16 protein-coding genes and 1 other annotated feature are annotated in these 17,156 nt (G+C 49.2%); of the genes, 12 read left to right on the top strand and 4 right to left on the bottom strand.

The window, feature by feature from the left end:
* Window positions 1–3: 3 nt before the first annotated feature.
* From BMX58_RS09280 to BMX58_RS09265, 4 genes are read right to left on the bottom strand one after another with little or no spacing between them, the layout of a single operon-like run.
* Window positions 4–1,077, bottom strand: coding sequence for an ABC transporter substrate-binding protein (locus BMX58_RS09280; RefSeq protein WP_068621131.1), 1,074 nt, complete (start codon window positions 1,075–1,077; stop codon window positions 4–6).
* Between the two features lie 32 nt (window positions 1,078–1,109).
* On the bottom strand, window positions 1,110–2,147 hold the full coding sequence (locus tag BMX58_RS09275) for an ABC transporter ATP-binding protein (protein ID WP_068621133.1): 1,038 nt from the start codon (window positions 2,145–2,147) through the stop codon (window positions 1,110–1,112).
* A 30-nt stretch (window positions 2,148–2,177) separates the two neighbouring features.
* Window positions 2,178–2,957 carry an ABC transporter permease gene (locus BMX58_RS09270; RefSeq protein WP_068621135.1) on the bottom strand — a complete coding sequence of 260 codons (780 nt, stop codon included), beginning with the start codon at window positions 2,955–2,957 and terminating at the stop codon, window positions 2,178–2,180.
* Window positions 2,950–3,789, bottom strand: a complete 840-nt coding sequence (locus BMX58_RS09265; RefSeq protein WP_068621137.1) for an ABC transporter permease — start codon at window positions 3,787–3,789, stop codon at window positions 2,950–2,952. Before BMX58_RS09265 ends, BMX58_RS09270 begins: the two co-directional genes overlap by 8 nt.
* 428 nt (window positions 3,790–4,217) lie before the next feature.
* On the opposite strand from BMX58_RS09265, the gene rsmG reads away from it, so the two are divergent.
* The 12 genes from rsmG (at window position 4,218) to msrA (ending at window position 16,911) form a co-directional block, all read left to right on the top strand.
* Entirely contained in the window at window positions 4,218–4,934 is a 717-nt protein-coding gene (rsmG, locus tag BMX58_RS09260; protein WP_068621284.1) for a 16S rRNA (guanine(527)-N(7))-methyltransferase RsmG, read from the top strand.
* Window positions 4,935–5,252: 318 nt separating this feature from the next.
* On the top strand, window positions 5,253–6,017 hold the full coding sequence (locus BMX58_RS09255) for a ParA family protein (protein WP_068621139.1): 765 nt from the start codon (window positions 5,253–5,255) through the stop codon (window positions 6,015–6,017).
* Complete coding sequence (locus BMX58_RS09250; RefSeq protein ID WP_068621141.1) at window positions 6,007–6,900, top strand: ParB/RepB/Spo0J family partition protein; 894 nt, start codon at window positions 6,007–6,009, stop codon at window positions 6,898–6,900. The genes BMX58_RS09255 and BMX58_RS09250 overlap by 11 nt, the downstream gene beginning before the upstream one ends.
* Window positions 6,901–6,937: 37 nt before the next feature.
* Window positions 6,938–7,144, top strand: a complete 207-nt coding sequence (locus BMX58_RS09245) for a DUF951 domain-containing protein (RefSeq protein ID WP_084253751.1) — start codon at window positions 6,938–6,940, stop codon at window positions 7,142–7,144.
* A gap of 50 nt (window positions 7,145–7,194) precedes the next feature.
* Window positions 7,195–8,295 carry a redox-regulated ATPase YchF gene (ychF, locus tag BMX58_RS09240; RefSeq protein WP_068621143.1) on the top strand — a complete coding sequence of 367 codons (1,101 nt, stop codon included), beginning with the start codon at window positions 7,195–7,197 and terminating at the stop codon, window positions 8,293–8,295.
* A 356-nt stretch (window positions 8,296–8,651) separates the two neighbouring features.
* The gene (locus BMX58_RS09235; protein WP_068621144.1) at window positions 8,652–9,338 is read left to right on the top strand and encodes a DUF1129 domain-containing protein; all 687 of its coding nucleotides are present in this window, start codon (window positions 8,652–8,654) and stop codon (window positions 9,336–9,338) included.
* A 272-nt stretch (window positions 9,339–9,610) separates the two neighbouring features.
* Entirely contained in the window at window positions 9,611–11,095 is a 1,485-nt protein-coding gene (gene guaB / locus BMX58_RS09230) for an IMP dehydrogenase (RefSeq protein ID WP_068621146.1), read from the top strand.
* A gap of 179 nt (window positions 11,096–11,274) precedes the next feature.
* Entirely contained in the window at window positions 11,275–11,967 is a 693-nt protein-coding gene (locus BMX58_RS09225) for a response regulator transcription factor (RefSeq protein ID WP_068621148.1), read from the top strand.
* A gap of 55 nt (window positions 11,968–12,022) precedes the next feature.
* Window positions 12,023–13,162 carry a sensor histidine kinase gene (locus BMX58_RS09220; RefSeq protein WP_068621150.1) on the top strand — a complete coding sequence of 380 codons (1,140 nt, stop codon included), beginning with the start codon at window positions 12,023–12,025 and terminating at the stop codon, window positions 13,160–13,162.
* A 116-nt stretch (window positions 13,163–13,278) separates the two neighbouring features.
* Window positions 13,279–14,622 (top strand): serine hydrolase, encoded by a 1,344-nt coding sequence (locus BMX58_RS09215; protein WP_084253752.1) that lies wholly within the window; start codon window positions 13,279–13,281, stop codon window positions 14,620–14,622.
* Between the two features lie 87 nt (window positions 14,623–14,709).
* Window positions 14,710–14,940 (top strand) — a binding site (T-box leader).
* Between the two features lie 52 nt (window positions 14,941–14,992).
* Window positions 14,993–16,294: a serine--tRNA ligase gene (gene serS, locus BMX58_RS09210; protein WP_068621152.1), complete on the top strand. Its 1,302-nt coding sequence runs from the start codon at window positions 14,993–14,995 to the stop codon at window positions 16,292–16,294.
* 77 nt (window positions 16,295–16,371) lie between these two features.
* Window positions 16,372–16,911, top strand: coding sequence for a peptide-methionine (S)-S-oxide reductase MsrA (msrA, locus tag BMX58_RS09205; RefSeq protein WP_239420509.1), 540 nt, complete (start codon window positions 16,372–16,374; stop codon window positions 16,909–16,911).
* The last annotated feature ends 245 nt before the right edge of the window (window positions 16,912–17,156 follow it).

Here is a 17,156-nt window from a genome sequence, read left to right as displayed (position 1 = left end):
TGCTTATTGGTTCAGCGTTTTGTTCCATTCTGCGATCCAAGCTTCGTAGTTTGCGTTCACGAAGGTGAAGTCGATCGCTTTGGCGCGCTCGGAAACGGCACCGTAGGTTTTGTTCGCTGCTGTTGCTTCATCCAAAACCACTTCTTTGTTGGTAGGTGCTTCGTTCAAGGAAACGGCAGTCACTTCCTGTAATTCTTTGCTCAACTTCCAGTTGATGTAGGCATAAGCCAGTTCTTTGTTTTTGGAGTTTTTGTTGACGTTCAGGGTATTGAAGTTGGCGTATGTGCCGGATTCCGGAACAACATATTGAACCGAAGGATTTGAACCTGAAATGATCGGGTAAGCGAAATCACCCACGACTGCGGCGACGATTTCGCCTGATTGGAACATGTTGGCCAAGTCAGAAGATTTTGTATAGGTTTTGACGATATTCGGCTTAAGCTCGGTCAACGCTTCGAATGCAGCTGCACCGTCGTCGGTTGTGATATCCGTTCCTTTGAAGTCGCTCGCGACGTATACCATGGCCGGACCGAATGTCGTGGTGATGTCCGGGATGGAGATTTTCCCTGCCAAAGCTGGATCCCAAAGATCGGACCATTCGTCGATCGTCATGCCGGCAGCCGCTTCATCGTAGATGATGCCGATGCTGTTGACGGTGTAGGCCGGACCTGAACCGTCTTCAGTCAATTCTTTGGCGCTGTCGATCAGGTTGGCGATATTCGGCACTTTTGTCTCATCCAATGGCTCGAAAAGGTCTTCAGATACGCCGGATGCCGCATTGGCTTGGGACAATTCGATCACATCGATCGTGTTGTTCGGGTTGTTCTGGAATTTTGTAAAGCGCTCGCTGCTGTTGCCGACTTCAGCAATGATGGTGATGCCGTTTTCTTCCTCAAACGGTGCGAAGACATCTGAACGGATGACATCTTCCCCGATTGCGAAAGTCGAAACTGTCAATTCACTGCTTTTTTCTGAGCTGGCTTCCGCCGAGCTGTCCGCTGTGCTGCCGCCATTTCCGCAGGCTGCCAAAAGCGCTGTACTTGCCAAAGATAAACTGATCCATTTCCAATTCTTCATCTGATAAAACCCCTTTTATGTATATTTTTTGATTACACTAACACAATTTTTGATGGCGGCAGGAACAAATGTACCTTGTCGCCGGCTTGGTGCGCCGCTTCATTGGTGCCGTTCACCAAAAGTTTTCCCAGCGGTGTTTCCACTTCATACTGGTAGCTCTTGCCCAGGAAGGTGCGGACGAGAACGGTTCCTGCTATTGTATTGCCGGATTCTTCCGCGCTGCTTTGAAGGATGATGTCGTCCGGACGGATGGTCCCGGTGACTTCTTTGCGGTCGGTCGAACGGGTTATGCTGAAAGAAGAGCCGTCCGCTGCCGTGAATGTCTGTGTTCCTGTTGCGGCAAGCGCGATGAAGTTTTCGAATCCGATGAAACGCGCAACGAATTCCGTGCTCGGATTGCTGTAGATTTCTTCAGGAGAAGCGAACTGTTCGATTACGCCTTTGTTCATGACCGCGACCTTATCCGAAATGGAGAAGCACTCCTCCTGGTCGTGCGTGACGAATACGGTGGTGATCCCCAATTGGCGTTGGATCCGCTTGATTTCTATGCGCATGGAGATGCGCAGTTTTGCATCAAGGTTGCTCAACGGTTCATCCAGCAAAAGCAACTTGGGTTCGATCACCAAAGCGCGCGCCAGTGCGACACGTTGGCGTTGCCCTCCGGACAATTGCTTCGGATAGCGATCGGCCAATTCGGCCAAGCCTGTGACTGCCAGCATTTCCGAAACTTTTTGAGCGATGTGTTCTTTCTTTTCTTTCCTGAGTTTCAGACCGAAGCCGACATTTTCCCTGATGGTCAAATGCGGGAAAAGTGCATAGGACTGGAATACCATCCCGAAATTCCGTTTATGGACCGGGACTTTCGTCAAGTCGGTCCCATCGACGGTAAAGGTGCCGTCGTTTGGTTCAATCAGTCCGGCAATGACGCGCAAGGTTGTTGTTTTACCGCAGCCAGATGGGCCCAGTAAGGAAACCAATTCGCCTTTTTCCATCGCAAGGTTCAAATCTTTGAGAATGTCATTTTTCCCGTCATAACTGACGCGGATATCATTTAAATCAACAAAAGCCATTTATGCATGTTCCTCCTTGGAGTTAAAAAATCAGGTGATCGAGGACAATCCGAGTGTTTTTTCGATCAGATACATCAACACGATGGTTGCCAGCATCAACATTACGGAAAGCGCCGAAACGGTTGGATCATAGTTGTATTCAACGTAACTCATCAATGCAGTCGGTAATGTCGAAATCCCAGGACCTGACAAGAACTGAGAAACAGGAATATTATTGAAGGAATTGATGAACGCCAACATGAATGAGGCAAATATGCCTGATGTGATGTTCGGCAGAATCACCTTGAAAAAGGCGCCCGCTTTGGTACTGCCTAATGTCCAGGCGGCTTCTTCGATTGAAAAATCCAGCTGTTCCAAACTGCCTCCGACGACGCGGATGATATAAGGCAGGCTGACCAGGAAGTGGCCCAGCAAAAGTCCTTGGAAGACCGGCAACTGCAGCGTGATGACAATGAACTGGAACAGGGAGTAGCCCACAACAACACCCGGTATGATGGTCGGTGAAAGGAAGAAATTTTTCAACCAATCCCGGCCCAAGAAGTTGTTTCGCGATAAGGCGTAAGACGCGGGAACTCCGACCAGCAGTGCCAGAATCGTGGCAGAGAAGGCAATCTGCAGGCTCAACAGGAAGCTGTCCACAAATGCGGCATTTTCAAAAACATTTGCATACCATTTGAAAGAAAAACCTTCGATCGGGAATTGGATGGTCGGATTCTCGCCGAAAGAAGTGACGACAATGATGAACAATGGGATGAACAGAAACGCATAAACCAGCAAAACAAAAAGTGTCAGTCCCTTTTCTTTACGCATGCTGCTCTTCACCTCGCTTATCGATGATGGCTGCAATCAAGTTGAAGATCTTCATGACGATCAAGGTCGTCACGATCATGATCAGCGCAATGACGCTGGCATTCGTCCAATTGCCCAAGGTCATCGCGTTTTGGTAAAGGAACGTCGACAGCATCATATTTTTGTTTCCGCCCAACAATTGCGGTGTCGTATAGGCAGTCAGGGTGCCTGTAAAAACAAGGATACTGCCTACGATGATGCCCGGGACACTCAATGGCAGGATCACCTTCAGGAAGGCGGTCAAGCGATTGGCGCCAAGCGTCTCTGCAGCTTCCATGATTTCGGTATCGATGTTTTCGATGATCCCCACCAAGGTGATCACCATCAGCGGCAAGAACAGGTAGATCGATCCGATCGTGATCGCAAACTCGCTGTAAAGCAGCGGAATTGGAGCAGTGATGATGCCCGTGTTGAGCAACAGGTTATTGATGACGCCTTTTTGGCCCAGGATATTGATCCAAGCAAAGCTGCGGACAACCGAATTGGTCAAAAGCGGAAACAGTACCAACGCCATCATCAGGCTGCGGAACTTTTTGTCTGCCCGGGCAATGTAGTAGGCGACAGGAACGCCGAGCAGGGCGCAAAAGAAGGTGACCACCAATGAAATCCGCAATGTGCGCATGAAGATGCTCACATTATAGGAGTCCTGAAAAAAGGTGATGTAGGATGCGAAAGTCAGGCTGCCATCAAAAAAAGTAGGCCAGATAATGGAAACCAACGGCAGCACGAGAAAGACAATCAGCAGGATGAATCCCGGTGCGGCAAGCAAGTACGGGATCGATTTTGATGACATGCAATAATTCCTCCCTCTAATTAGTGAATTCTCTTGCTGTATTGTCCGGGTTTAGAGGACATAAAAAGCAGGGTCTGAAAAAAGTAGTCACTAACAAAAAATAATATAGTGCCGATTATATAGAAATGTTCGGTTTATTTCAAGTATAACGCGAACAAATTAGAAAAAACTAATGTTGAAAGTTCGTGTTTTATCCGGTTGTCCCGGCGGAACGTGAGTCTCTCGGCCACTTTGGACAATGTTCGAGTTATTCTGAAAAACATTTAAGATTAATTCGGGTCGATGTTCGTGTTTAAGTCAGTTGGGCTAATAGGCTGCAAAAGCGGGTTCAGCACGAAAAACAGCAAGAATCGCTTGTACAGACCGCTCTTTCAGGATAAAGTAAAGGAGTAGAAAAACAGATGAAGCCAACAATGAAAGGAAACACCATGAATCCAGAACAATTTGCCCAAGCCCTTGCTGAAAAAGGGATCCTTTTGAATGAAACGCAACTCGCGCAATACGCGACCTATTTGCGCCTCTTGCGCGAGTGGAACGAAAAAATCAACCTGACGGCCATCACTGAGCCGGACGAGGTCTATCTGAAGCACTTCTATGACTCCATTTCACTGGGCTTCCATATGGACTTCACCGAAGCGGAAGTTTCCCTTTGCGATGTCGGCGCCGGCGCTGGCTTCCCGAGCATCCCGCTCAAGATCGCTTTCCCGAAATTGCAGGTGACGATCGTGGATTCGTTGAACAAACGCATCACCTTCCTGGAAACCTTGGTTGCCGAACTGGGATTGACAGGGGTCTCCTGCTTCCATGACCGTGCGGAGACTTTCGGACAGAACAAGCAATTCCGCGCCCGATTCGATGTCGTGACGGCACGTGCAGTCGCGCGTCTGAGCGTCCTGAGCGAGCTGTGCCTGCCATTGGCCAAAAAAGGCGGCACTTTCGTCGCAATGAAAGCAGCCAGCACGGAAGAGGAACTGCATGATGCGGAGCGCGCCATCGCAACCTTGGGCGGCAAGCTCGAAGAGGATATCTTTTTCGAATTGCCGAACGGTGCAGGCGAGCGCCATATCGTAAAAATCAAGAAGACGAAAGAAACCCCGAAAACCTACCCGAGAAAAGCGGGTACGCCGAATAAGGACCCTTTGTAGATTCCGGCTGGAAGCAGCCCGATCAGCCGCTGAACGCCAACTGATCGGGCTGCTTTACGCTTTGGCGGCAGCTTTGGGGTGAATTTCTGGTGCGGGTTTCATCGTATCCTATATTTTTCCAAATTTTTTTGTTACAATAGTCTGGTAAAGTTATAGCCTTTTTTATAAATAGACATACTGAGCGATAAATGATGATTCATTTTGAAGAAATGCGTAGGGGAAAAGGCGCAGTTATGGTTTTTTCTCTTTTTTTTAGGCAAAAAAAGAGATGCGCGGTACGCCAGCTTCGGATGAACGAGAGAAAGTGGAGGAGAATAGATGGCACGGATTATTGCAGTCGCAAATCAGAAAGGCGGCGTCGGGAAAACAACGACCACCGTCAATTTGGCAGCTTCTTTGGCCTACTTAGGCAAAAAAGTGTTATTGATAGATAGTGATGCCCAAGGAAACGCCACGAGCGGACTCGGCATCTCAAAAGCAGATGTTGAAAAAGATATATACGATGTATTAGTGAACCAGGAGCCCATCGCGAATGTCATCAGAGAATCTTCGCGGGAAAATTTATGGGTCGTGCCGGCAACGATCCAACTGGCAGGAGCCGAAATCGAATTGACGAATCAGCCCCACCGCGAAGCGCGTCTTCATGAGGCGGTGCAAGCTGTACGCGACGAATACGACTTCATCTTCATCGATTGCCCGCCTTCTTTGGGGCATTTGACGATCAATGCTTTCACTGCCAGTGATTCGGTGCTGATTCCGGTCCAGTGCGAGTATTACGCCTTGGAAGGGCTGAGCCAACTGTTGAATACCTTCCGCTTGGTCCAAAAGCATTTCAATAAGGACCTGAAATTGGAAGGGGTATTGTTGACGATGCTGGATGCCCGGACGAACCTCGGTTTCGAGGTCGTTGATGAGGTCAAAAAATATTTCAAAGAAAAAGTGTACAAGACCATCATTCCGCGGAATGTCCGTTTATCCGAAGCGCCAAGCTACGGACAATCGATCGTTGACTATGATATCCGTTCAAAAGGAGCGGAAGTGTATCTTGAGTTGGCAAAGGAAGTGTTAGCAGATGGCGAATAAAAACAGCAAAGGGTTAGGGCGCGGCATTGATGCGCTCTTCAGCAACTTTGAGGATATCGAGAAGATCGATGAAAAAACAGAAACGGTACAGGAGATCCCATTGGATGAGATCCGTCCCAACCCTTATCAGCCGCGGAAAACCTTCGATGACTCAACTTTGCGGGAATTGGCTGACTCGATCAAACTGAACGGCGTCATCCAACCGGTCATCCTACGCCAATCCAGTGTGAAAGGCTATGAAATCATTGCAGGCGAACGCCGCGTCCGCGCGTCCCGCTTGGCAGGCAAAAAAACGATTCCGGCAATCGTCCGGGAATTTGACGAAACGGCCATGATCGAAGTCGCCATTCTGGAGAATCTGCAGCGGGAAGACCTGACTCCGCTGGAAGAGGCAGAAGGCTATCAAACCTTGATGAACAAGCTGAATCTTACGCAAGTGGACGTAGCCCAAAGATTAGGGAAGAGCCGTCCGTACATCGCCAATCATCTGCGCCTGTTGAATCTGCCGCAGGACGTCAAGGTGATGCTGCAGGAAGGGGTGATCTCCATGGGGCAAGCCCGCACGCTTTTAGGCCTGAACGATGAATCGTTGATCAGCGAATTGGCGAAACGCGCTGCCGAAGAAGGGATCACAGTCCGGCATCTGGAATTGCTCGTCCAACAACTGAACAATCCTGGAGACGTCGCCAAAAAGACAACCAAGAAGAAAAAAGAAACGAAGCCGGTGTACATCAAAGAGAGCGAGGAACGCTTGATGGACAAGTTCGGGACCTCCGTACAGATATCCAGCAAAGGCGAAAAAGGCAAAATCGAGATCGAATACCTTTCTCCAGCCGACCTGACCCGGATTCTGGATATCCTGGAAATTTCCCTGGACGATTAAGCAAAGACGAAGACATCAGAAAGAGGTGCATCTAGCCTTGGTACAACAAGATTATGGATTGCATGATGTTGTGGAAATGAAAAAACCGCATCCTTGCAAAAACAACTCATGGGAAATCATCCGAATGGGTATGGACATCCGGATCAAATGCCTGAAATGCGGACAGATGGTCATGATGCCGCGCCGTGAATTCGAGAAGAAGATGAAAAAAGTACTGAGGAAGGCAGAAGAAACTGTCGAATAAGTCTCAGCACGAACAAATAACAGCAATATAATTGGAAAGAGTGTGAAAAAATGTCATTAACAGCAGGAATCGTAGGATTACCGAACGTCGGAAAATCCACCTTGTTCAACGCCATCACGAAAGCAGGAGTGGAAGCCGCCAACTATCCATTCGCGACAATCGATCCGAACGTGGGAGTAGTCGAAGTTCCCGATGAACGTTTGAACAAACTGACAGAATTGGTGAAACCGAAGAAAACCGTCCCGACTACTTTTGAATTCACGGATATCGCCGGAATCGTAAAAGGCGCCAGCAAAGGCGAAGGCCTGGGGAACAAATTCTTGGCCAACATCCGCCAAGTGGACGCCATCTGTCATGTTGTGCGTTGTTTTGAGGATGAGAACATTACCCACGTCAGCGGCAAAGTGGATCCGATGGATGATGTCGAAACGATCAATTTGGAATTGATCTTCGCCGATTTGGAATCGATCGAAAAGCGCTACAGCCGCATCAGCAAAATCGCGCGCACCAAAGATAAAGACGCTGTCCGCGAATTGGAGATCCTGGAGAAAATCAAGACGACACTTGAAGAAGGCAAATCCGCCCGCACGATCGAATTCACGCCGGAAGAAGAACCGCTTGTGAAAAGCTTGTTCCTGTTGACGACGAAACCTGTGCTTTATGTAGCGAACGTATCCGAAGAAGATGTCATTTCCGGCGAGGACAATGAAATGGTACAGAAACTTCGCACCTTTGCCGCAACAGAAGGAGCGGAAGTCGTGACTGTCTGCGCCCGCATCGAGGAAGAGGTCGCAGAACTGGAAGAGGAAGAGAAAGCCGAATTCTTGGCCGAACTGGGCATCAAAGAATCCGGACTGGATCAACTGATCCGTAAAGCCTACACGCTGCTGGGTCTGGGAACATACTTCACAGCAGGGGAAAAAGAAGTCCGCGCTTGGACATTCAAACTAGGCATGAAAGCTCCGCAAACAGCCGGAATCATCCATTCCGACTTTGAACGCGGCTTCATCCGCGCCGAAACTGTTTCTTTTGCTGATCTATTAGCTTACGGCAGCATGCAAGCAGCCAAAGAAGCCGGAAGAGTCAGACTCGAAGGAAAAGACTACGTAGTCCAAGACGGCGACGTAATGGAATTCAGATTTAATGTCTAGGATACGATGAATCCCGGGTAGAAATCGAGCACTAAGGGGACAAGCACAAAGCGGACGTTTTTTGTCCGTGTGTGTTTGTCAACTTAGGCGGAGATTTCTGGGATTCAGAGTTCGACTAAGAGAGTGTGATGAATCCTGAACAGCGTTAGGCGGAGAACTCTAGGATTCAGAACACGTTTAGGATGTGATGATTCGCGTTTAGATACCCGGACGTTGGAGCACCAAGCGAAGTGAACCTCTTTTGTTCACTACGCTTGGTGGGAAACGGCAGTGGTATCTGCGAATCAGAACTCAGCTATAAGGATTCAAAACACGTTTGACAAGGATGCCGCATGTAATCGAGGGAGGATTTACCATTGGAAGAAACGAAGAGCGTTGAACAATTGAAGGTCGAAAACAAAGCCTTATGGCAGAGTCTGACAAAAAGAAATGAACAATACATGCTGGGTCTGGACAGAACCTTGAGAGCTGCAAACCTGGAAGAGGGGCGCAGAGAGGAAATTTACAACAAAATGATGAGGGAATTGGCGGAAGCCCAAAAAACCGGTAAGACGGCCCGCCAACTATACGGAACCGTTTCGGAATGCGCTTCGAATATCCTTGTCAACCCGGCGGATGCCGAAGTAAGTGTGCGCTCATCTGACTTACTGATTGCCATGGACGGCGGATTGCTGTTGGGGGCTATTTTTGCGCTGATTTCAGGCGTGTCTTTGTTGACGAACAGCGAAGAAGGGGTTATCGGCATGGGGTTGATCAGCTTGATCCTGAACTTCCTTGTCGGCGGCATTACGATGCTGGTCATTTCCAAATACACACCGAATCCGGATGCACCAAAAGGGGAAAAAGGTTTTGGCAAGTACATTCTCGCCACGACTGGCGCGATGCTGTCCTGGATGCTGATCATGACCGCATCGATGATGTTCATTCCGGCAAGTATCAACGTAGCGATGCCTGCATTTGCCTACATTGCAATCGGTGCTGTAGCCTTTGCGGCGAAAATCTATCTGAAGAAAAAATATCATATCATGGGCGGCATTTTTTAGGCCGTAGAAGGCGGAAAGCCGAGAAGCAAACAGATAAATTGCATCTCGGCTATTTTCGTATATAAGTGGAAAATTCCGACAAAACAGGCGGAGCGAAAAGAAATACGCTTAATTTCCGAACGTTTAACTGCGGGTTTAAGCGCAGCATTCGATAAAGTTTGGGATATATGAGAATTGGATGATAAAGGGCCGTTTGCGCTTGACGTAGGTTGTCCGTGGTGGTAATTTAGATGATAAAAAATCAGCACAAATAAAAGGAGTGTTCATCGAAAATGTCAAATTGGGAAACAAAATTCGCTAGAGAAGGTTTTACTTTTGATGATGTATTATTGGTCCCGGCCGAAAGCCATGTATTACCTAACGATGTGGATTTATCGATTGATTTAGCTAAGAATCTGCACTTGAATATTCCTATCATAAGCGCAAGTATGGACACTGTAACTGATGCGGCAATGGCAATCGCGATGGCCCGCCAAGGCGGATTGGGCGTCATCCACAAAAACATGTCCATCGAAGCGCAGGCTGAAGAAGTGCACAAAGTAAAACGTTCCGAGAGCGGCGTCATCATCGATCCGTTTTTCCTCACTCCTGATCACTTGGTTTCGGAAGCAGAGAACCTGATGAGCAAATACCGCATCAGCGGCGTTCCTGTCGTCAACGATATGGAAGACCGCAAACTGGTTGGGATCTTGACGAACCGTGATCTGCGCTTCATTGCAGATTACCAAGTGCCGATCGGCGATGTCATGACAAAAGAACATTTGGTGACAGCCCCTGTAGGGACTTCTTTGAAGGAAGCTGAATCGATTCTGCAAAAATACAAAATCGAAAAACTGCCTTTGGTGGATGAAAGCGGCCGTCTGGCTGGCCTGATCACAATCAAGGACATCGAAAAAGTAATCGAGTTTCCCAACTCCGCAAAAGATGCACACGGCCGTTTGATCGTTGCGGCTGCAGTAGGTGTGACAAGTGATACATTCGAGCGCGCGCAAGCGTTGTTGGATGCAGGTGCGGATGCCATTGTCATTGATACAGCGCATGGCCACAGCGCCGGCGTTATCCGCAAAATCAAGGAAATCCGCGACCAGTTCCCGGATGCGACCCTGATTGCCGGAAATGTGGCAACCGCTGAAGGAACCCGCGCATTGTTTGATGTAGGGGTCGACGTGGTCAAAGTCGGAATCGGACCGGGCTCCATCTGTACGACGCGTGTGGTTGCCGGTGTCGGTGTCCCTCAAATCACAGCCATCTATGATGCTGCAAGCGTAGCGAGAGAATACGGCAGAGCCATCATCGCGGACGGCGGGATCAAGTATTCGGGAGACATCGTCAAAGCGATGGCTGCCGGCGGACATGCGGTCATGCTGGGCAGCATGCTGGCCGGTACGGATGAATCTCCAGGCGAATTCGAAATCTTCCAAGGCCGCCGTTTCAAAACTTACCGTGGCATGGGCAGTCTGGCCGCAATGGAAAAAGGCTCCAGCGACCGTTATTTCCAAGGCGGCGTGAATGAAGCGAAGAAAATGGTTCCGGAAGGGATCGAGGGGCGTGTGGCCTATAAAGGTGCAGTCAGCGACATCATCTTCCAATTGCTGGGCGGCGTCCGTTCCGGTATGGGCTATGTCGGTGCCGGCAACCTGCAGGAACTTCGCGACAATGCACAATTCATCAAGATGTCCGGTGCCGGATTGATCGAATCCCATCCGCACGACATCCAAATCACAAAAGAAGCACCAAACTACTCTATCCATCAATAAACACAGCCTCAAAATGTCCGGGACCTTGTTCCCGGGCATTTTTTTCTTATGGTCGCGGTTTGGTGGGGCTTTCTGCTATAATTAAAGCGGAATTTCTTTAGGTTTCCTTAAGCAAAAATTTAACAAATTTTGGTACGATAGACAAAAATATGCATCTTATTGGAAAGGGCTGTCCTGATATGAACAAACTATTGATCGTCGATGACGACAGGGAAATCGTTGATTTATTGAGCATCTACTGCAAAAATGAAGGGTACGATCCGATAAAAGCCTACGACGGCACCGATGCCTTCCGGAAGCTCGAAGAGAATCCGGACATCCAACTGATCATTCTGGATGTGATGATGCCGAAGAAGGATGGGATATCGGTCGTGAAGGAGCTGCGGGAACAGAATAATCCAATCCCGATCCTGATGCTGAGCGCAAAGTCCACGGACATGGACAAAATCCAAGGTTTAACGACAGGCGCGGACGACTATGTCTCCAAGCCGTTCAACCCGCTGGAAGTGATGGCGCGCATCAAATCGCTTTTGCGCCGGACCACAATGCAGGCAGATGCCGCAGAAGTGGATTCGATCGAAATCGGCCCGCTGATCATCAAAAAAGATTCCCATGAAGTGAAGACGCTGAACGGAAAGAGCATCCAGTTGACTGCACTGGAATTCGGCATCCTGCATTTGTTGGCGAGCCATCCGAACCGCGTCTTCAGTGCCGATGAGATCTTTGAGCGCGTGTGGCAACAGGAGAGCATCGTATCCGCCAAAACCGTGATGGTCCACGTGAGCCATCTTCGCGATAAAATTGAAGAGGCTACAGGCGGCGAGAAAGTCATCCAGACCGTTTGGGGTGTGGGCTATAAAATCGGCGAGTAGGCAGTACTGCATGTCGGATAGCCTGATAAAATCAGTTGAATCGGGAGGTGCCTGATTGTTCAACAAATTGAAGAAAAAAGAACTGAGTGAACTTGTTTTTGAAGGAGCCTTGACGCTGGCCATCGTCTATCTGCTCTACATTGGGATGGAGCTGATGTTCAGCCGGCTGGTTTCGGCGCCGCCGTCGATTCTGAGGGAGATCCCTTCTTTGCGGCGCTTCGTTATGGTGGTCGATGCCTTTCTGACCATCTATGACGATGTTTTCCAATGGATAGCGGCAGTTTTTGCGGCCATCTTCACCGGTTGGCGGCTGATCCGGAGATACAAACAGATGCAGCTGACGCATATCCTGGACGAGCTGCATTATATCGCAGCGGGCCATTTCGATCACCGGATCGATGCGAACAATGCCGGCAGCTATGTCGATGTTGTCGACAGCATCAATACGCTGGTGGAAAGCACGGTCCAAGCCATGGAAGAGGAACGCAAAATCGAGCAGTCAAAGGATGAACTGATCACGAATGTCAGTCATGATATCCGCACGCCTTTGACTTCCATCATCGGCTATCTGGGGTTGATAGAAGATAAGCAATTCGCCAGTGAAGAGGATGCCTTGCGGTATATCCATATCGCCTATACGAAAGCGCTGCAGATGAAGGTGCTCGTTGATGACCTCTTCGAATACACCAAAGTCCGGCAACCGACGACCCCGCTCCTGCTGAAGATGATCAACATCGGCAACTTCCTGGAACAGATCGTCGCGGATTATGAATTGGAGTCGCGCAAACGCCGGATGGAGATTGAAGTGATCATGAAGACAGAGCCGCTGATGATCGAAATGGATGTCGACAAAATGGCCCGTGTCTTCAACAACCTGATCTCCAATGCCCTGAAGTATGCGCATGGCGGCACCTGGGTGCGCATCGAGGCGGAAAAAGTGGGTTCGGAAGTGATCGTTGCCGTGAAAAACAACGGCGAACGCATCCCTGAAGACGCGCTGCAGGAGTTGTTCGGACGCTTTTATCGGGTGGAAAATTCGCGTTCGAAGGAAACCGGCGGCACCGGGCTGGGCTTGGCGATCGCCCAAAGCATCATCACGCTTCATGGCGGGTATATCTATGCGGAGTCGGATGAGGCGGAAACCAAATTCGTCCTGCGTCTCCCTTTGAAACAGACTCCGGATGTGAAGGAATAAGGAGCGTGTGCTTCGTGTGCCCGCTCCTTTTTTTGGTTGTCTTTTTAGGGCATTTCCGCTAACATAGAAGGGTATATGAACCGAACGAAATGACTGATTGGAGATAATTACAAACAATGATAACGATAAAAAACAGAAAAATGATTATGGGAACACTATCGGCGACTGCGGTATTGGTGAACAGCCTGTTTGCCGCACCGGTTGCTTTGGCTGCCGAACAACCTTCTGTCGATGCGAAAGCCGCATTCGTGATCGAAGACGAAACAGATAAAGTGCTTGTGAACCAAAACGGGGAAGAAGCGTTGGGCATCGCCTCAATGACTAAGATGCTGAGCATCTACTTGATTCTGGAAGCGATTGAGGAAGGAAAATTAACTTGGGACAAGCAAATCACCGTCAGTGATTATGTCTATGCAGTCAGCCAGAACTATAATTTTTCCAATGTGCCTTTGCGTCAGGACATCACGTATTCCGTCGAAGAATTGTATCAAGCCGCATTGATTTATTCCGCAAACGGCGCGACGATTGCTTTGGCGGAAGCTTTGGCTGGATCGGAAGCAAAATTTGTCGATCTGATGAAGGCCCAGCTTGATGAGTGGGGCGTAGAGAATTATGAACTTTATAACGCCACCGGCTTGTCGAACAGCGATATGCCGGAAGACCATCTTTATCCAGGTGCTTCGGCCGACGGATACAACAAAATGACGGCGCGCGGGGTAGCGATGGTTGCGGATCATCTGATCGATGATTACCCTGAAGTTCTGGAAACGACTGCCGTTCCGGAAATGACTTTCCAAGCGGGGACATCCGATGAAATCATGATGCACAGCTATAACTTGATGTTGCCTGGCATGTTCTATTACCGTGAAGGCGTGGATGGCCTGAAGACCGGTACAACGCTTGAATCCGGTGCTTCCTTCACAGGGACTGCAGTCCAGGATGATATGCGGATCATCACCGTGGTAATCGGTGCGGATGAGAGCACCAAGCGCTTTAAGGAGACTGGACGTCTGATGGACTACGCCTTCTCCACCTTCGAGAAGACGACGGTGGCGGCGAAAGGCGATGCAGTGTCCACGCAAGAACCGATTGCTGTAGCCAAAGGGAAACAAACGGAAGTCGGGCTCGTCTACAGCGAGGACCTTGTGACCGTTACTGAAAAAGGCGCAGAAGAGTTGGCGCTCACAACTGTTTTCACGCCGGCTGAAGAGAGCCTGAACGAAGACGGCGAAATCGAAGCGCCGATCGAAAAAGGCACAGAAGTCGGAACCGTTGCAGTGACGGTCGAAGGCGACGAATTGGGGTACCTGGACGGAACGACTTCCGAGGACGCCAAAGTCGCAGTTGCCAGCAGCGTTGAGAAGGCCAATATCTTTGTCCGCGGCGGCCGTGTTGTTGCAGACTTGTTCGGAAAAGCTTGGCAAGCCGTGTCCGATTTTGTTGGAGGGTTTTTCGACTGATCCGAAATGGCGGAGCCGCTTGTTTGATTGACAGCGCGGGCTTTCTTCAGTAAAATGAAGCTATCGGATCATAAGCCAATTGAATAGATAAAGCCATGCATGTGAACAGTAGGTAATGTGAAGCGCCCCAGAGAGTCAGTGGTTCGGTGAAAACTGACCCTTCACCTGTCGAATCCCCACATGAAGCGAACAATGAAAACAAGAAATTGACTAAATTGTTCCGGATCCGTCCGTTAACGCAATGAAGCGCAGTCAGTCCGGTCGAGGCTGGCTGAAGTTGGGTGGTACCGCGAACGTTAAAGCCATTTCGTCCCAGATTGTTCTAGGGATGGAGTGGCTATTTTTGTACAGATACTGAGGAGGAAAGCACATGTTGGATGTAAAATTATTGAGGGACGAATTCGAAGCCACTGCGGAGAAGTTGGCTGCGCGTGGAGTGAAGACGGAAGAGTTGGCGACATTCAAGGAATTGGATGCCCAAAGAAGAGAGAAGATTGTTGAGACCGAAAACCTGAAGCAATACCGCAACGGCGTTTCGCAGGAAATTGCGCAATTGAAACGCAACAAAGAGAATGCGGACGACAAGATTGCTGAAATGAAGGAAGTCGGCGACAAAATCAAAGCCTTGGATGAAGAACTGAATGAAATTGAGGAAAAGACGACGTTTATCGCGACAAGATTGCCTAATTTGCCGCATGCCTCCGTTCCGATCGGTGCCGATGAAGAGGAGAATGTGGAAGTAAGAAGATGGGGAACACCGCGCGCTTTCGATTTCGAACCGAAAGCCCATTACGATATTGCGGAAGCACTGGATATCCTGGACTTCGAACGCGGCGCTAAAGTGACCGGCAGCCGTTTTGTCTTTTACAAAGGCCTAGGAGCCCGTCTGGAACGCGCTTGCTACAACTATATGCTGGACTTGCATACCGAAGAGCACGGTTATACCGAGGTCATCCCTCCCTATATGGCGAACGAAGCCTCCATGTTCGGTACGGGGCAATTCCCTAAATTCAAGGAGGATGTTTTCCAGTTGACGGATGAGCGCAACTTCACGCTGATCCCCACAGCGGAAGTTCCTTTGACGAACTACTACCGCGACGAAATCATGAATGAAGCCGATCTGCCGGTCTACTTCACGGCGATGAGCCCGTCTTTCCGTTCGGAAGCCGGAAGCGCAGGCCGCGACACGAGAGGTTTGATCAGGATGCACCAGTTCCATAAAGTGGAGATGGTGAAATTCAGCAAGCCGGAAACTTCCTATGAAGAGTTGGAAAAAATGACGGATGATGCGGAAGCCGTACTGCGGGGATTGAACCTGCCGCACCGCACCATCACACTGTGTACAGGTGATATGGGCTTCTCTGCAGCCAAAACGTACGACATAGAAGTCTGGATTCCCGCTCAGGATACTTTCCGGGAAATCAGCTCTTGTTCAAATACGGAAGCCTTCCAGGCCCGTCGCGCAAAAATCCGTTACCGCAATGAAGAAACCGGGAAACTTGACTTCGTGCACACGCTCAATGGTTCGGGTCTGGCTGTCGGCCGCACCGTGACTGCCATTCTGGAAAATTATCAAAACGAAGATGGCTCCGTTACGATTCCGGATGCACTTGTGCCATACATGGGCGGCATCACAAAAATAACCAAAGAAAACGCAAGCAACAAACGCTGATCGCAAGCAAGATATGCGAGCAGGCATCTGTGCGTATGATACAATCATTTCAGACGAAAATGCAGACGAAAGGAATGATGACAGTGACAGAATCCAAATTGGAAAAAGCCACCTTTGCCGGAGGTTGTTTCTGGTGCATGGTGAAGCCGTTCGATAGTCTTCCGGGCATCAAATCCGTCATATCCGGCTACACGGGTGGCCATACAGAAAATCCTACCTACGAAGAAGTCTGCTCCGGCACAACTGGGCATACGGAAGCCGTTCAGATCACTTTTGACCCGACGATCTTCCCGTACAAAGATTTGGTGGAGGTCTATTGGCAGCAGACCGATCCCACTGATGCGATGGGCCAGTTTGTGGATCGCGGCACTTCCTACCGCCCGGTCATTTTTTATCATACACCGGAACAAAAAGAAATTGCAGAAGCGTCAAAACAAGCGCTGCAGAACAGCGGGAAATTCACGAAACCGATTGTGACGTCCATCGAGCCGGCGCAACCGTTCTATGCTGCAGAAGAATATCATCAGGATTTCTACAAAAAAAGCAGTGCGCATTACCATGGTTATCGCTCCCATTCAGGCAGAGATTCCTATATCGAAGCGCATTGGAAAAAGTAGAATGCTTCTCGAAACAACTGTATAAAGAAGAGGCTGGGACGAAACTCCCAGCCTCTTTCTTACCTCCAGTCAAGTGTTTTGTTGAAACTTTATTCGGAGAGATGAAGCTTTTTTGAGGGGCTGGGAAATAACTAACTAAATTAGAAAACACCGTCATATCTTGGAAAATTAATCCTTGATATGACGGTGTTTTTAACTAATCAGATTTAAAAATTATTATAAGAAGTGGCTTTTTTCCCAGTCCC

The sequence above is a fragment of the Trichococcus ilyis genome (genome assembly GCF_900109135.1).
In the GTDB taxonomy this organism is placed as follows: domain Bacteria; phylum Bacillota; class Bacilli; order Lactobacillales; family Aerococcaceae; genus Trichococcus; species Trichococcus ilyis.
Note: the sequence above shows the minus strand (reverse complement) of the source record. Positions and strands in the feature narration are given on the sequence as shown.

Coding starts and splice junctions, on each gene's coding strand:
- BMX58_RS09275 (WP_068621133.1), bottom strand. CDS start 2,147: ATGGCTTTTGTTGATTTAAATGATATCCGCGTCAGTTATGACGGGAAA.
- guaB (WP_068621146.1), top strand. CDS start 9,611: ATGTCAAATTGGGAAACAAAATTCGCTAGAGAAGGTTTTACTTTTGAT.
- msrA (WP_239420509.1), top strand. CDS start 16,372: ATGACAGTGACAGAATCCAAATTGGAAAAAGCCACCTTTGCCGGAGGT.
- ychF (WP_068621143.1), top strand. CDS start 7,195: ATGTCATTAACAGCAGGAATCGTAGGATTACCGAACGTCGGAAAATCC.
- BMX58_RS09225 (WP_068621148.1), top strand. CDS start 11,275: ATGAACAAACTATTGATCGTCGATGACGACAGGGAAATCGTTGATTTA.
- BMX58_RS09215 (WP_084253752.1), top strand. CDS start 13,279: ATGATAACGATAAAAAACAGAAAAATGATTATGGGAACACTATCGGCG.
- BMX58_RS09270 (WP_068621135.1), bottom strand. CDS start 2,957: ATGCGTAAAGAAAAGGGACTGACACTTTTTGTTTTGCTGGTTTATGCG.
- BMX58_RS09265 (WP_068621137.1), bottom strand. CDS start 3,789: ATGTCATCAAAATCGATCCCGTACTTGCTTGCCGCACCGGGATTCATC.
- BMX58_RS09280 (WP_068621131.1), bottom strand. CDS start 1,077: ATGAAGAATTGGAAATGGATCAGTTTATCTTTGGCAAGTACAGCGCTT.
- BMX58_RS09250 (WP_068621141.1), top strand. CDS start 6,007: ATGGCGAATAAAAACAGCAAAGGGTTAGGGCGCGGCATTGATGCGCTC.
- BMX58_RS09255 (WP_068621139.1), top strand. CDS start 5,253: ATGGCACGGATTATTGCAGTCGCAAATCAGAAAGGCGGCGTCGGGAAA.
- serS (WP_068621152.1), top strand. CDS start 14,993: ATGTTGGATGTAAAATTATTGAGGGACGAATTCGAAGCCACTGCGGAG.
- rsmG (WP_068621284.1), top strand. CDS start 4,218: ATGAATCCAGAACAATTTGCCCAAGCCCTTGCTGAAAAAGGGATCCTT.